Source organism: Coprothermobacter platensis DSM 11748 (assembly GCF_000378005.1).
Taxonomy (GTDB): Bacteria; Coprothermobacterota; Coprothermobacteria; order Coprothermobacterales; family Coprothermobacteraceae; genus Coprothermobacter; species Coprothermobacter platensis.
This window is the reverse complement of the sequence record NZ_KB899040.1, coordinates 1293544-1309130: the sequence shown is the minus strand read 5'-3', so window position 1 is coordinate 1309130 and position 15587 is coordinate 1293544. Positions and strand designations below refer to the sequence as shown.

Below are 15587 nucleotides of genomic sequence, written 5' to 3'. Positions count from 1 at the left end.
TGCTATGTACCTCCTAAACTTAGGGATGTCAGTTTATGGCTAAAGGAATGCAAAGTAAGAACGAAAAGCATGGTGCTAACAAGAAGTGTGATGAGCAATGGTGTAAATCTAATACTAAGCAGAGCCATTGCAAGCTTTGGACCATTGTCAAAAAGCATCGATGCTGCAATAGTCCAACCTGCAAGTATGCCCATTACTGGTAGAGATTGGCCAAGTGTTGTTGCAATCAATAAAGCTAAAAAACCGATTGTGAGCATTATGGTGGAGCCCATAAGGAACATCTGCAAGGGACTATTCAAAGTATGCAGTGAAAAGACGCTGATTAGAGCCAATACCACAATGTTTAAAACAGTGCCAATCATTATTTTTAGCACATAGAGCTGGTTTACATTGTATTTGCAGACTTTTTCCAGTTCTATTACATTGGGGGTTCTGGTGGTCATGATCTCAAGTAAGCTGAAGAGCAAAGGAGCAGGTGCTACAACAATAAAAATGCCCGCTGCAGAAAAGGAAGATTCAGCACTGCTTATAAAGAGCACAGCTATGGCCATGAGTGCAGCACACGCAGCCCAAAAGAAAATGGATGTGGTGCGAAGTTCTAATATGGCCATATCCCATAAACTCATGTGCTTTCTTCCTAAAGGCAAATAATCGGCTGCTACTTTTACCACAGATTCAATTTGTTTTTCTGTAATCTGCGGTATATCCACGCTTTTAAAAAGCTTCTCTATGTGCTCGTCTTCATTACTGTTCTTTTCCACCTGTCTCATCTCCTCTCAGCAGCTTAGCGATTTTACTAAGCCCATAACGTATCCGTGCTTTGACTGTGGGCTCTTTAATATGAAGCATCTCTGCGATTTCTCGGCTGGTAAAACCGTAGTAATACTTAAGAATGACGCAATCTCTCTGATCTGTAGAAATTTGAGAAAGCGCGTTCAAAAGGTCTGTGCTGTCTGTTATGTTCTGCCAGCTTACAGCCATGTCTTCTTCGCTTTCTTCTTCAAGTTCGTATTCATCATGAGTGCTTCCATACTTCCAGTGATTTCTAAGGTGATTTGCGCATATGGTAAATAGCCACGAACGGAACCTGCCGCGGTTTTCATACGTTTCTATGGAAGCTACCACCTTCACAAATACCTCCTGCGTTAAATCCATTGCCGTCTCTCGGTTCTGGGTGTGGTAGTAAAAGTAAGCAAAAACATTTTGGTAATAAGCTTTTACGAGGGTGTCCAGCGCGCGCCTGTCACCGTGTTTTATCCTATCTATGAGCTTTATTTCATCCACCATAACACCACTTTAATTGCATTCACTTAATAAAACAACTCAGAAGGGCAAAAAGATATAAAAAAGAAAAATAAGTAAGGCTCGCCAGTAAGGCAGAACCAGTAGAGGTGAGGCTTTCAGCCTAAGCTTTTCAGCGCATAGCAGTTGGCCAAAGTCTGCTTAGTAACGCATTGTTTCGTACATTTCTGCGTTGAGAATGGCGCACCCAGCGGCACCTCTTATGGTGTTGTGCACGAGCGCTAGGAATCGCAAGGAGCGCTCAGAGAATTGGGTAAGTTGGCCAACGCTTACGGTCATGCCTCTGCCGAGGTTTCTATGTAAGCGAGGTTGAGGTGTATCCTTTTGAGAAAGATAAACCAGTGGGTGCTCAGGAGCGGAAGGAAGGTTGAAGGTCTTTAGTGGCTGAAAATTGTTTATGGCACCTTTTATTTGTTCTACGTCAGCGGGCTTTTTTGTTTTTACAAACACGGACAGCAGGTGACCATCCACTACAGGCACACGGTTGCACTGAGCAAAAATGTCGAAAAGTGCAGGTTTTATGGAACCATTATTGAGATTCCCAAGAATTTTCTTGGATTCAGTCATAATTTTTTCTTCTTCGCCGTTGATATAAGGGTAAACGTTGTCAACTACATCCAGTGATGATACGCCGGGGTACCCTGCACCAGAGAGTGCTTGCATGGTAACAACATGAACTTCTTCTATGTCAAATAGATCGGCTATGGGCTTTAGCGCCATGACAAGGCCTATGGTGGAGCAGTTCGGGTTGGTTATGATTTTTCCATTTGTATGCTGGCTCTGGACAATGCTCATGTGCTGGTAATTAACTTCAGGTATTACCAGCGGGACGTTATCATCCATACGATGGCTGGCGGCATTAGAGAAAACGGTGTACCCAGCGTTTATGAATTCATCTTCAATAGGGCCCGCGATGTCGGATGGCAGCGCAGAGAATACATAGTCACATTCAAATGTGGGCTTGCACTCTTGGACAATCATGTCCATAACGTTTTCAGGAATTGGCGTATCTAAACGCCAGGCGACAGCCTCTTTGTACGGCTTGGCAGCAGACATGTTGGATGCTGCCAATGCAGATATCTCAAAATAGGGGTGATTAGCTAATAGCTGAACAAAACGTTGACCTACCAATCCTGTTGCACCTAAAATAGCTACTCTTTTCATGGCTACAGCTCCTTTCATCAGCCCAAAACGGCTTTCAACAGTGCTTTGGCAGAAGTACTTTTGCCCATGGTAAACAGGTGGATGCCAGGTGCTCCCCAAGAAAGCAGTTTTTCCACCAACGATGCCATGTAGGCGGTACCTACGTTGAATTCTTCGCTCTTTGTTTGTGCTTGTTCCATCTGTGAAACAAAAGTGTTAGGTACACTTACAAAGAAACTTCTGGGTATGCTGTATATGGACTTTAAGCTGATTATGGGTTTTATGCCGGGTATAATGGGGACATTTATGCCTTCAGCTTGCGCTTTTTCCACAAAGTTTTTATACACATCGAAATCAAAAACCATCTGTGTTATAACATAATCGGCTCCGGCATCCACTTTTTCTTTTAAGTGTTTTATGTCCTGCTCAAGATTTGTGCATTCGAAGTGCTTTTCCGGATATCCAGCTACGCCTACGCAAAAATCTGTGGGTGTGGATTCCTTGCCTTGATACAGGTATTGCCCCCTGTTCATGGCTTTAATCTGTTTAACCAGCTCCACTGAGTGCTTGTATGTGTCTTTGCTCTCTTCTTGTTTTATTGTGGCTGGATTGTCGTATTCGCCGCGTATGGCAAAAACATTTTCAATCCCGATGAGATGGAAGTCTATAAGCAAATCCTCCAGCTCGTACTTGTTCATGCCGAGACAAAGTACATGCGGTACCACGTCAACGGCATATCGTTTCATGAGTGCTGCAGTGAGCCCTACAGTGCCTGGCCTTTTTACTTTCGGTACTTTTATGATGTTACCATCGCTCAGTTCCACATATGTTAGCTCCGGGGCATGTCGGGTGACATTGATAAAACTGATAGGGTATTCCATAAGCTCGTCAATGGCTCTGAAAATGTCATCTCCACCATGGCCACGGTTTGGTGGAAGCACTTCAATGGAAATGATTTGTTTTTCTTTTATTTTGTCAACAACTTTCATGGCAATCACCCGATTCAACAATTTGCAGTTTGTGTTTGCCCACAATACCCATCATGTCTTTCATCACAATGAGCAATGTATCTACCTGAGGAGGAAGTGTTTCTCCTAGCACCTTCTCCATATCTTCTTCTTGCTTGACGCGATTTCCATAAAACGTAGCAAAAGCATCTGCCACGGCCGCAGTTTTTGATATTACTGTTACTGCATCGGCTTTGCCGAAACTTATAGAAGGTCCAACTGTGGCTGAAGAAGTGCAGACGCCACACACGCCTTGAGGAATAGATAAACCGATTCTGCCAGACAAGGGGGAGTCGCCCGCATACACAGATATTGTTATGGGTTCCTGCACTTTTACTGAGATGTCACCGCCATTTTCAACAATAAGTTCTTTGCATCCGAACTCATAAGAAAGGAAGGCACCAATTTCATCTGCCACAGCGCCAGCTACCGCTGCCATGGGTCCCACGTCTGCCATCTTCGAAGCGCGGATCATCTTCTTTGCTACGCTGGTGGCGTTTTCGTCAGTTATTGGTTCAAATGATAGAAGAAAGTCTGGGTTAGCATCTATATAGTCATCTAATTGCTTACGTACTTTTTTTATCAGGTTCAACGTGGCTTCTGGCATTTCGGGATAGTACTTGTCTACACCTATCCAAAGATCTGTCTCTTTGTAGCCTACAATAAAACTTTGAAACCGGCCACTGTGCCAACTTCTGTAAAATCGTTCATTGTTCATCGAAGGGCAACCTCACACCCACAGGGCACACGTCACTGCACGTATTGCAATGTGTACATTTATCAGCAATAAACGTTAACTTCGCTTCCATAAGTTGTAGCGCATTTGTAGGACACACTGAAGTGCATAAACCACATTCTACGCATGAAGGTTCGTCCTTTGAAAGGTTCTTTCCAGCAGAAATTTCTGGAAGTTTTTTTAGTAAACGCGGTTCATCGAACAGTTGGACAGGTTCTGTGAGCAAAAACGTAGAACGAGCAATCCAATCTTTGAGCGTCTGAGCTATTTCTCGTGCCATGCTTAGGCTCGATATGGGGGCAGATTTTACTGTTTTACCGTTTAGTTCCACATAGCCAGAGCGTAATTGGTCATAATTTACATATCCAATGGTAGGATGGCCTTCTAGGGAGTAATCTTTTATCTCGGTTGTTATTTCTGCATTGCTGCGCGAAGCGAAGTATGCTACGTCCTCATTTATCATGGGGATAGGTATGCCGATGCCCACAAACATGGTTACCCCATAGTTCTTGAAATAAGCTGCTCTGATGTAGCGAGGGTCCATCTTCTTGGCGTCGCCTATGACAGCCAGGGTTCGTGCACCACCTATGGGTATGCCGGATTCGTTTACCATGACCTGATTCGTGAACTGTGTTCCGGGCCAGACTACGTAGCCCGTGCTGCCGCATAGAAAGATACGGGTTCCTAAGCCAATGGTGAGCATGTTTGGGTCTTTCAAAAGTGGACTGAGTTCACCTGAAGTGGAGTAAGTAAGATTGCCATAATTGGGTAACAGTTTACCCATGTACGTATAAAGAACTCTTTTTCCGCCATTGGTTGCTGCTGCATAGTTCTGGTATGCATTGCGTGGGTCGAAGAGGAAAAAGTCGTTGATCATGTCTTTGTTTATGTATCCTGCAAACTCTTTCTTGGGATAGCAATCGGTTCCTTTAGCTGATGCTCTCAAAAGCACATCTTTGCCTTTTATCAGCTCTTCGATAATGTGGGCTCCCCCGAATTGTTTATCTTTACTGGATTCTTGCGTGGCGCCCAGGTAACCGTCTACGGCGGCAACGCCTCCATAAACTTCCACATCATCAAGCTCTATTTTTTCCATGCGCATAGGTGGGGTAGTATGCCCAAAATTCATGAAAGCGCCGCTGGAACACATGGGGGCAAAAGTACCTGTGGTCACCACATCCACCTTTTGGGCGATTTCTTTTGGTGAAGTTGTCTTTGCCATGGTTACTACTTCTTCGGCTGTCAAAATAACAGCTTTTCCCTGTGTGATCTTTTGATTAATTTCCTCAATAGTTTTCACGGTTCATTCACCTCCGAAAAAGGCTTCATGTATGGCTTTCAAGGCTTTTTCTCTGTCTGTGGCACGCACGATGAAATACATAGTTACATCAGACGCGCCTGCAGAAATCATTTCCACATTGACTTTTTGCTTAGATACGGCAGAGAATATGCGCGCTGCTATGCTGTGATGCTGGAGCAAACCGTCGCCCACTGCCGCTATGAGGGATATGTCAGTTTTGTAAACAATGTTCTGTACCTGAGGAATTTCCATGTTCTCGATGATGTGCATGCATAGAGGCACATCGTGCTTAGAAACGAGTACATTGATACTGGTCTGTGATGTTACGACGGATTTTATGTTGACGTTTTCTTTTGCAAACGCAGATGCAATGGTGCCTAAAATGCCCGGCACCCTTCCTACATTGTCTCCGTTAAACTGAATGACGGCGATATCTTCTGTAGAAGATATACTTTTTACTACATTATCACTTATGCAAGAATTGGCACAAATAACGGTATTAGCTTCTTTTGTTTCCATTAGCGTATGGACATCATAGATGTAAACAGGAATATTCTTTTTCATCGCAGGTTCCATGGAGGCGTGATGCAGTATTTTGGCGCCAAAGTACGACAATTCAGCCGCCTCTGCATAACTGAGTTGTTTTATAACTTTTGCAGTGCTGACCGTTTTTGGATCAGAGCTCATGAAACCGGGGACATCTTTGTACAGCTTTATGCTCTTGGCATCTAAACAGTAGGCCAGTGATGTAGCAGTATAATCGCTGCCACCTCTGCCTAAGACATTGACTTTTCCTTCATGCACACCGTAGAAACCCGGAACCACATAGTTCTGGTTTTCTCTGAAGTATTTTTTTACGTTTGTTTGAGTCAATTTGAGGTTAACAGTGGCGTTTCCAAAGGTCCCATCGGTTACTAATCCAAACGTTTCTGGGAGCATTTCCTCACAGGGGATGCCTTCTTGATTCAAATACATGGTGAGCAACAAAGAAGAACAACGTTCTCCTTGGCTTATTACATAGTCATAAACAAACGGCGGCACTTCTCCGATGAGCTTTGCTCCTCGAAGAAAGTTTTCTATAGCATAAACACGTTCATGAAGTGATGAAGAAAACTTATCTAAGAAATGCTGATATACACTGTCAAGGTTGCTGAGAAAAGCGTCTACATCCGTGTTTCCAATATCGTTTAATGCGCTTGAAAGCATGTCTGTTACGCCGTTTACTGCTGATACAACTAAAACGAACGGCTGCTGCGTTTCTATGATACGTTTTATGTTTTCTAAATCTGTACGGTCTTTTAATGTGGAACCGCCAAATTTTAAAACTACTGCTTTCATGAGGAGCTACTCCTCTTTTTCTCCATGAATGCTTTGCATATTTCCAAAGCCTCCATGGCGTCTTTTGCATACAGAACACCGAATTCTTCCGCTAGCTGCCTGTTCATAGATGCTCCGCCAGCAAGAAGCATAACTGCGATGCCGTGGCTTCTAAGCAGGTCAGATACTTGCTTTACTTGCTCTACAGTGGTGGTCATCATGGCTGACAAGCCTACAATATCAGGCTTGTACGCTATGCACGCGTCCAGTATGTCTGGGGCTGGCACGTCTTTGCCAACATCGTAAACATCGAATCCACCGCTTCTAAGCACTGTTCCCACAATTTTCTTTCCTATATCATGGATGTCTCCTTGTACGGTAGCCAGCAATACTTTCCCCAGTTTTACTTGTGATTCTCCGAGCAAACCATTGAGGTAATCGAATGCGGGTTGAACGGTTTCTGCTGCCAGTATTAAGTGCGGCAGGTATATGGTTCCTTTTGCATAAAGCTGACCTACCTTTTCCATGGCATCTGCCAAGATGTTCTGGCTAACATAGATGGGATCGTGGTTTGCTAACTGCTCCTGAGTAAACGCCATTAGCTGCTCTTTTTCGCCTTTTATAATCATGTTTACCAACTCATCTTCAATGGTCTGCTTCGCTTTGACCAAGCTCTTGCCTTTTAGCATGAGAGCACCTTCCAAAACATTCATGGTGGTTACTTCTTTCGTGTTCATGATGGCTGCATTCAGACCATTTTCTACTGCAAGACCCAGAAAAGCAGCGTTAATGCTTTCTCGCTGGGGCAAGCCAAAGCTCAAGTTGGACAAGCCTATAGATGTTTGCATGTGCGCTTCATTGAGCAGCTTTATAGTGTTCGTGGTTACGTGGTAATCGTTGCCCGCACCTACGGGTAAGACTAACGGGTCAAAGAGAATACGTTCTGGATCAATTCCATAATTCTGTATGATTTTCAAAGCTTTTTGCGCTATGTGAAAACGTTCCTCTGCTGTCTGCGGAATATCTCTTTCCATGGGAAGAACGATAAGCATACCGCCATAACGCTGAATAAGGCGGAGGCGTTCAATCATGTGGTCTTCTTTGACCAAGGCAGAGTTGACCAGCGGTCTCCCTACATATTCGCGCATGGCAGCTTCAAGAAAATCAGCGTTTTGCACATCTAAAGAAAGGGGTAGGGAAGATATCTTATCGAGCTCTTGCACCGCTTGCCTAAAATGTTTCTCGGTTAAGAGTTTTTCTATGCCCAAATTTACGTCTATTATGGACGAACCTTCTTCTTCTTGCTGGCGAGCCAGGTTTAGCATTTCTGAAAAGTCCATTTCTTGAAAACCATTTTGTAGCTTTTTTCGTCCGCTGGCATTTATACGTTCTCCAATAACCAAAAATGGTTCTATCGCTTTTATTTGGGTTCGAGAAGAAAGGAATTGGTGCGTTTCTACAGCTCTCTTGCGCGGGTTCTCCGTTCCAAGGTAGTTAGTCATAAACTTTATGTGCTCCGGACCAGTACCACAGCAACCGCCTACGATGTTTGCGCCCAATTCTATAAAATCTGCCATATAAACAGCAAACTCCTCTGGTGTCGTTTGATATGTGAGGATGCCACCCTTTAAGCTGGGTTTTCCTGCGTTTGGCTCCACAGATATGGGCTTTGTGCAGCGCTCTGAAAGTCTTTTAAATACAGGAAGCATTTCTTTAGGTTCCAGAGTGCAGTTCATACCCACTACATCCACATCAATATCATTGAAGAGAGATGCAAAGATTTCCACGGATGTACCTGTAACGCTTATGCCATCTGCTTCAAACGTCATGTGTGCGATAACTGGAATGTCCTTTGACACATCTCTGATGGCTAACACAGCTGCTTTGAGTTCTTTTAAATCCGACATTGTTTCAACGATGATACCGTCTACTCCTGATTCAATCAACAATGTCGCTTGTTCACTGAACGTTTTATATGCTTCGTCAAAACTTAGTGTGCCAAAGGGTTCCACAAATATGCCGGTGGAAGACATATCACCAAATACTAATTTGCTTCGGCCACAGGCAGTGCGAGCAATTTTCACAGCGTTTCTGTTTATCTGCTCTATGTATGGTTCTATCCCCATAGAGCGTAGCTTTATACGGTTGGCGCTGAACGTATTTGTAAGTATTATGTCTGAACCAGATTCTGCATATGCTCTCTGAAGTTCTTCCACGACCCTGGGTTCGTTTACATTGAGCAGTTCTACGGCACCTTTATAACCCTTTTTAAAAAACTCTGTGCCGTAACCACCATCAAGAAATAAGACACGTTGAGTAAGCAGTTCTCTAAACGCTGTTCTGTTCATTTGTACCACCCGATCATGCATGTTGTTGTCTTGCGTGGTACCATTTCTCCGCTGTCCAGCACTGTTATCTGCTCCACATTCAGCAGCTCCTTTACTATGTATTTGTTCATCCGTACGTCTATTTCTCCGTAGCCAGGGGAAAACCTCATAGTGCCTTCGCCGAAGGTTTCTCTGAGCTTGTGGTCAAAGGTTTCATTGAGTGTTTCCAGCGATTCTGACGCCCATGCGTCCAATATCATGGCTTCGAAGGTTTGCCCTTGGTTTACATAGTTGTTTATAAGCTGGTCTATGCTCTCTCCTAAGGTTGACAAAAACACTGTTGCACTCTTGGCTCCGTCAAATACTCTGGGGACAACTTTGTTAGGTAATTGGTCAATGCTTACAGTGGTGTGAAATACAAGGGGGCCTATCTGAGACAATGCTTGCAGGAATAGAGCGTTCACGCGCTGCATAAAACCATGTTCCTTTACAAGCATGCTATAGCGTGCACCGGCTCTGGCAAGAAATATTTTCTTGTCAGGCATACAGTTAACTTTTTCTGGTCGGAACACCTGTGCCAATTGCTTTTTTCTCCTTTCTTCTGATGATTTCCTTGGAGATTTTTGGCTAATAAAAAAGGGGCGTTCTCTCAAAGGTAGAGAACGCCCCTTTTGGTATCTCCAAGTGCGCGCATGTTACACGCCCGGAGCACCTCCCAGGGCGTTGCCGCACATTATCATAGACGTGCTAAAAAGATAGAAATCCGAGATTTCTATACGTTTGATGTTCGGCGTTTGCATATTCATAATGTTCTGATTAGTATAACATGGTCTGCCTACGACTGCAATGATATCCTTTCTTTTCTTCGCTACTCATATGAAGCGTAAAGCTTCCTTGCTATGGAAAGTAAAAGCCGATATGTAACTATTGCCAGCATGATGCCAAAAGCTAAAAGAATTATGTAGGAAAAGGTGACATTTATGTGTGACTTTATCAAAAACACGGCCACAAGAACCATTAAAGCAAGAGGTACAAAAGCCAGAAGCATGATAAAACTGGTCAAACCAGATCGTTTGAAGAGTTCTTGTGGTGTTACCCAATTGAAATGCGGCATTAACGCATCGATAGACATTTCCACACATGAAGATGCGATGAGAGGCGGTACGGATACAAGTATTATCATGAGGGCATCCGAAAAAGTGCGTTTGAAGAAGAAACAAAAGAGAATCAACATTAATGAAAACAACACTGACGTTATTATGAGGCAGTTCATCAACTTGGCGTTTACCTGTTCTTTTTTGTCCACCGGCAGGATAAGTGACATCCAAAAAGTATTGCCTTCGCGACTGAAGGCTGTGTAGCTTATGGAACTCATGGATGTGCTAAACAAGAACATTGCTGACAGTATCAGGTTTAGAATGAAGTTTGTTTCAGGCGTATTAGCAAAAGCTAATAGACCGTTCGTCCCACCTCCAGATGATGTGAGCATGGGCACGATGAAGGCTATAGGAATAATGATAAACGTTGTCAAACCGTTGGCGACAAACATAGGTGTGCGCCAAAACAGCTTCCATTCTTTTAAGAGAAGTGCCATAGTGTGGCTCCTTGTTCTTGCAGCAGCTTTTGAAATCTGGTTAGGGGAGAGCCGTCGTCTGGATGCTGTCGATTCCATACCCGCTAAAGCGGCCTTGTAGAACAATTTTTCTGAAATAGCAAGCACGCATACAAAACCAGCACATGATACAGCGAGAAAAAGAATTAGATAAAGTAAACTTTGTACGCCGCCTAAAAACATGCTGTTTGCACCCCACAAGGCTGGAGGGAATGCAGAGCCAACTACTTTTACCAAGCTTAAATGCCCTGATAGAATTTCAGCGGCATTTGCGGTGTTGCTTAAACGTTGCGAAATTACTTGTACGCCTATACCAATAGCTGCACCAAATATACTACCTAAAACGGTAAAGAATGATCTGCTTTTTGTCAAGTTTACGAAACGCATGAGCACCAGAACGATAAGTGCTGCTATGGAAAGCGGAAGAAGAGGAGCTGTCAATGTCACAAAGATTGCAGCTATCCAGTACGTTACACCCACGTTTACGTAATAAGCATACAAACCCACTCCTGCTGCCAAGATGGGAACAGCTATGATGTACTCGGTAGCTAATGCGACTATAAATTTTGATGCAATGACCTGCCATGGTTTAAAAGGCAATGTAATAAGCATTGGCAAATCTTGAGCATAATAGAACGTACTCATCATAGTACTAACGCCTACGACTAATTCAAGTAGCTGCACACAAAGAAGGGCTACTACCAAAACCAACTGTGGCTGGCCTATGATAGAGCCCGCTTTTATGATGGCGTTGAACATCGTTGAGAAAAAACCGAAGAAAACAAAGAGCAAAACAAGCAAAACTAACGTAGTTGAAACTGTTTGAAACAAAGCGCGCTTATCCCGACTTGCCTTGTAGACAAGTGCAGAAAGATTGAACTGTATTTTGAACTGTGTTTTTAGTAAAGCGAAGAATGCTCTACTATTCACTTTCGGTTCCCTCCGCTGTTGCGTCGGTAAGCTGCAGGAATAATTGCTCCAATGATTCATTTTGCTGCCCGTGTCTGAGCTCGTCTAATGTTCCACAGGCTATTAGGTGCCCTTTATCGATAATGCCAATGCGATCACAAAGTTTTTCTGCAACTTCAAGAACATGTGTAGAGAAGAATACGGTATGACCTTGTTCGCAATGTTCTCGCATCATGGTTTTAAGCTCAAATGCTGCTCGTGGATCCAATCCCACCATGGGTTCATCAAGAATCCATACCGATGGATCGTGCAGTAAAGCGCCAATGAGGATGATTTTTTGGCGCATGCCATGGGAGTAGCTTTCTATCAAGCTACCAACGGAACTGGTCATTTCAAAAACATTCAGCAACCGTTCCATGCGTTCTTTACGAACGGTGGATGGGACATTATAAACATCGGCTATGAAGTTCAAGTATTCAAGACCTGTCAATTTTTCATACACATTAGGATCATCAGGTACGTAAGCAATGCGTTTCTTGACGTCCAGCGGATTTGTCTTTACATCGTAGCCATCTATCTTTACGGAACCGGAGGTCGGCTCCAACAAGCCCACCATCATCTTAATGGTAGTAGTTTTACCAGCTCCATTAGGGCCGATAAAACCGAACAGTTCTCCTGAATTGACGCTAAAGTTCAAATTGTCCACGGCTTTAACCCCGCCCTTATAAACTTTTGTAACTTCCATAAGCTCAATCAACGCTGTGTTCCTCCCCGTAATTCATGCATTCAATAGTACCAATAGCCACAATATTATCATAGAATTGTTGATAACATCGTGCAAAAACACATTACCTATGCACATTGCTGTATAGCGTAATGCCTGATATTTGCTTGTATATAATGGTTTTCACACGTTTTGTGCATATGCATTGTTAACATTGACCTAAAACAAGAAGGGGTCTGCCCGTTTGAGCAAACTCCCTTCTTGTGGCTGGAATTAACGTACGAAGCAGCGCTTTACATACTTCTGTGCTTGTGTTACCACATTATCGAGCTGCCTATCGTCATAAGGTTTTGAATTCTCCATAAACGCTTTGTCCAGTACTTTTGAGGTCACGCATTGCTGTAGAATATAAAGTTCTTCACCTTGCAAAAGTGCTGCCATGTCTATTATGTCTTTTGTCGTTAGCAAACTTTTGTCGATGGTTGTCCTAAATTCGTGAGGTATCAGAGCATGCTTCAAGAGTTCTATGCTCTGGGTTATGGCATCCATGTTCACAGGGACTCTTGCAATCTCTTCATACTTACATAACGGAGCTTTTATATCCATGGCAACGTAGTCCAATAGTTTTCGAGAAATCAATTCCTCTAAAAGATCTGGATTAGTACCGTTGGTATCAAGCTTTACCAAAAATCCCATGGCTTTTATACGCTGTACAAAATCTGGTAGGTCTGCATGCAATGTGGGCTCTCCGCCACTGATAACCACAGCATCAAGCTTCCCTGTCCTACTTTTAAGGAAGTCCATTACATTGTCTTGTTGGAGTGTTTCAGCATACTGTTTCGGATCCACAAGTTCTGGGTTATGGCAATAAGGGCAGCGAAAATTACAGCCTAATGTAAAGATGATGGCACTGATTTTGCCTGGAAAATCAATGAGAGAAAACCTTTGTAAGCCGCCTATAACCATTCTTCTGCGTTTTCCTCTAAACCTTAAATGTTTTCCTCATTTTAAACTCTTCTTTTTTACCGTAATTCCATTGTTTTACAGGCCTCAAGTAACCCACGACGCGTGAATAAACTTCACTTTCTGCACCACATTCTGGGCATTGGTGATGTTCTCCAGAAATGTAACCGTGGGTAGGGCATATGCTGAAGGTGGGTGTCAAAGTAAAATAGGGGAGGCGATACTGCTCACATATCCTCTTTACTAATAGTTTTACCGTTTCAGGATCGGATATGCGTTCTCCTACAAAGAGATGCAACACAGTACCGCCTGTGTATTTTGTTTGAAGGTCATCTTGCAAATCCAGGGCTTCAAACATGTCATCAGTGTAGTTGACAGGTAGCTGAGAGGAGTTTGTGTAGAATGGTTCTGCACCTTCTATGTACTGCATTTCATTAGCACATATGATATCTGGATATTTTTCCTTATCAATTTTAGCTAAACGATAAGATGTGCCTTCTGCTGGTGTGGCTTCCAAATTGTAATTGTTGGATGTTTCTTCTTGGTACTGCACCAATCTCTCTCGCATGAAATCAAGAACTTTTGATGCAAAGTTCTTCCCTTCGCTTGTGCCGATATCGGTTCCAATTAGGTTCAAACATGCTTCATTCATACCAATTAAACCAATGGTGGAAAAGTGATTCTTCCAGTATTCACCAAAAGTGTTTTTTACATCTTTTAGATAAAACTTTGTGTAAGGATAAAGGCCTTCTTCTGTAAATCGCTCCAGAACTTTTCTTTTTATCTCTAAACTGTTTTTTGCCAAGTCCATCATTTTTGCCAGTGAAGAGAAGAATTCTTCTTCATTTTGTGAAAGAAAAGCTAATCGAGGCAAATTTATGGTGACCACACCTATGCTTCCTGTTTTTGGATTAGCACCGAAAAGCCCACCGCCTTTTCTTTCCAGCTTTCTTGTGTCCAGACGTAGCCTACAACACATGCTTCGTGCATCTTCAGGCTTCATGTCCGAGTTGATGAAGTTTGAGAAATAAGGTATGCCATATTTTGCGGTAACTTCCCAAAGAAGCTGCATGTTTTCGTTGTTCCAGTCAAAATCTTTTGTTATGTTGTATGTGGGGATGGGGAAGGTAAATGGTCTACCTTTGGCATCACCTTCGAGCATGACTTCGAGGAAAGCTTTATTGAGCATGTCCATTTCCTGCTGGTACTCTCCATAAACGCTATCTTGAAACTCACCACCAATGATGACAGGTTGATTCGCTAAATGTTTTGGCGGGTTCAGGTCCAGCGTTATGTTTGTGAACGGCGTTTGAAAGCCCACCCTTGTAGGCACATTTACATTGAACAAGAATTCCTGCATAGCTTGCTTTACATCCCGATAAGAAAGACCGTCATGCCGAATGAATGGAGCAAGCAGTGTATCAAAATTTGAGAAAGCTTGAGCTCCTGCAGCTTCTCCCTGAAGTGTGTAAAAGAAATTTACTACCTGTCCCAAGGCGCTACGAAAATGTTTTGCTGGCTTACTCTCCACTTTTCCAGAATCTGCACCTTTGAACCCGTAACGCAATAAATCAGATAAGTCCCAACCCACACAATAAACAGAAAGGGTGCCCAGGTCATGTATGTGTAAATCTCCGTTTACATGTGCTTGTTTAATTTCTCTCGGGTAGATGTTGTTCAACCAATACACCTTGCTGATTTCTGAAGAAATGTAGTTGTTCAATCCTTGCAGTGAAAAAGACATGTTGCTGTTTTCATTTACCTGCCAATCGATGCGCTTTAAATACTGGTCTACCAAATCGGAGTTGGCTTTTGAAACGATTTCCCTTATTTTGCTGTGTTCCTCTCGGTAAATGATGTATGCCTTGGCTGTTTTGCGATAAGGAGATGCAATCAGCACTTCTTCAACAATATCCTGTATCTGCTCAACTGACGGAATGTCATCTTTTATCACTTCTTGAGCTACGCTCAATACCTTCAATGTTAGTTTTTCTGCTATGTCTGAAGAAAATTCGCCAGTAGCTTTTCCCGCTTTTGTTATAGCGCGAGTAATTCTTTGTGCATCGAAAGGCACAATACGACCGTCTCTCTTCCTTATACTTTCAAACATATTGAACTACCTCCTTGGCAAAATCCCCAATTACATTTTAGTGGAAGAAGCGTCTTATGCCGTACGCCTTATGAGGAGGTTGTTATTCATAAAAAGGATATTCATTGTTATCTGTGCAAAAATATGTTCTTAACATT

Annotated in this window: 13 protein-coding genes; all 13 read right to left on the bottom strand. The window is 43.0% G+C overall.

Annotated elements, in window-relative coordinates; translation table 11 throughout:
- Positions 1–2: 2 nt before the first annotated feature.
- On the bottom strand, positions 3–770 hold the full coding sequence (locus D890_RS0106920; RefSeq protein ID WP_425393491.1) for a hypothetical protein: 768 nt from the start codon (positions 768–770) through the stop codon (positions 3–5).
- On the bottom strand, positions 745–1287 hold the full coding sequence (locus tag D890_RS0106915) for an RNA polymerase sigma factor (protein ID WP_245533161.1): 543 nt from the start codon (positions 1285–1287) through the stop codon (positions 745–747). Before D890_RS0106915 ends, D890_RS0106920 begins: the two co-directional genes overlap by 26 nt.
- A gap of 156 nt (positions 1288–1443) precedes the next feature.
- On the bottom strand, positions 1444–2466 hold the full coding sequence (gene asd, locus D890_RS0106910) for an aspartate-semialdehyde dehydrogenase (protein ID WP_018963791.1): 1023 nt from the start codon (positions 2464–2466) through the stop codon (positions 1444–1446).
- A gap of 17 nt (positions 2467–2483) precedes the next feature.
- Positions 2484–3434 carry a methylenetetrahydrofolate reductase gene (locus D890_RS0106905; RefSeq protein WP_018963790.1) on the bottom strand — a complete coding sequence of 317 codons (951 nt, stop codon included), beginning with the start codon at positions 3432–3434 and terminating at the stop codon, positions 2484–2486.
- Positions 3421–4170, bottom strand: coding sequence for a UPF0280 family protein (locus D890_RS0106900; RefSeq protein ID WP_018963789.1), 750 nt, complete (start codon positions 4168–4170; stop codon positions 3421–3423). Before D890_RS0106900 ends, D890_RS0106905 begins: the two co-directional genes overlap by 14 nt.
- Positions 4160–5488: a homocysteine biosynthesis protein gene (locus tag D890_RS0106895; RefSeq protein ID WP_018963788.1), complete on the bottom strand. Its 1329-nt coding sequence runs from the start codon at positions 5486–5488 to the stop codon at positions 4160–4162. The genes D890_RS0106900 and D890_RS0106895 overlap by 11 nt, the downstream gene beginning before the upstream one ends.
- 3 nt (positions 5489–5491) lie before the next feature.
- The gene (locus D890_RS0106890; RefSeq protein ID WP_018963787.1) at positions 5492–6826 is read right to left on the bottom strand and encodes an aspartate kinase; all 1335 of its coding nucleotides are present in this window, start codon (positions 6824–6826) and stop codon (positions 5492–5494) included.
- A complete protein-coding gene (locus D890_RS0106885; protein WP_018963786.1) occupies positions 6823–9153 on the bottom strand; it encodes a homocysteine S-methyltransferase family protein in 2331 nt (776 codons plus the stop codon). Before D890_RS0106885 ends, D890_RS0106890 begins: the two co-directional genes overlap by 4 nt.
- Positions 9150–9704 (bottom strand): methionine synthase, encoded by a 555-nt coding sequence (locus D890_RS0106880; protein WP_245533176.1) that lies wholly within the window; start codon positions 9702–9704, stop codon positions 9150–9152. The genes D890_RS0106885 and D890_RS0106880 overlap by 4 nt, the downstream gene beginning before the upstream one ends.
- A 296-nt stretch (positions 9705–10000) precedes the next feature.
- Complete coding sequence (locus D890_RS0106875; protein WP_018963784.1) at positions 10001–11674, bottom strand: putative ABC transporter permease subunit; 1674 nt, start codon at positions 11672–11674, stop codon at positions 10001–10003.
- Complete coding sequence (locus D890_RS0106870; protein ID WP_018963783.1) at positions 11667–12410, bottom strand: ABC transporter ATP-binding protein; 744 nt, start codon at positions 12408–12410, stop codon at positions 11667–11669. Before D890_RS0106870 ends, D890_RS0106875 begins: the two co-directional genes overlap by 8 nt.
- 240 nt (positions 12411–12650) lie before the next feature.
- Entirely contained in the window at positions 12651–13343 is a 693-nt protein-coding gene (locus D890_RS0106865; RefSeq protein ID WP_018963782.1) for an anaerobic ribonucleoside-triphosphate reductase activating protein, read from the bottom strand.
- A 16-nt stretch (positions 13344–13359) separates the two neighbouring features.
- Complete coding sequence (locus D890_RS0106860; RefSeq protein WP_018963781.1) at positions 13360–15450, bottom strand: ribonucleoside triphosphate reductase; 2091 nt, start codon at positions 15448–15450, stop codon at positions 13360–13362.
- Positions 15451–15587: the final 137 nt, after the last annotated feature.

Coding starts and splice junctions, on each gene's coding strand:
- D890_RS0106920 (WP_425393491.1), bottom strand. CDS start 770: ATGAGACAGGTGGAAAAGAACAGTAATGAAGACGAGCACATAGAGAAG.
- D890_RS0106915 (WP_245533161.1), bottom strand. CDS start 1,287: ATGGTGGATGAAATAAAGCTCATAGATAGGATAAAACACGGTGACAGG.
- asd (WP_018963791.1), bottom strand. CDS start 2,466: ATGAAAAGAGTAGCTATTTTAGGTGCAACAGGATTGGTAGGTCAACGT.
- D890_RS0106905 (WP_018963790.1), bottom strand. CDS start 3,434: ATGAAAGTTGTTGACAAAATAAAAGAAAAACAAATCATTTCCATTGAA.
- D890_RS0106900 (WP_018963789.1), bottom strand. CDS start 4,170: ATGAACAATGAACGATTTTACAGAAGTTGGCACAGTGGCCGGTTTCAA.
- D890_RS0106890 (WP_018963787.1), bottom strand. CDS start 6,826: ATGAAAGCAGTAGTTTTAAAATTTGGCGGTTCCACATTAAAAGACCGT.
- D890_RS0106885 (WP_018963786.1), bottom strand. CDS start 9,153: ATGAACAGAACAGCGTTTAGAGAACTGCTTACTCAACGTGTCTTATTT.
- D890_RS0106865 (WP_018963782.1), bottom strand. CDS start 13,343: ATGGTTATAGGCGGCTTACAAAGGTTTTCTCTCATTGATTTTCCAGGC.
- D890_RS0106860 (WP_018963781.1), bottom strand. CDS start 15,450: ATGTTTGAAAGTATAAGGAAGAGAGACGGTCGTATTGTGCCTTTCGAT.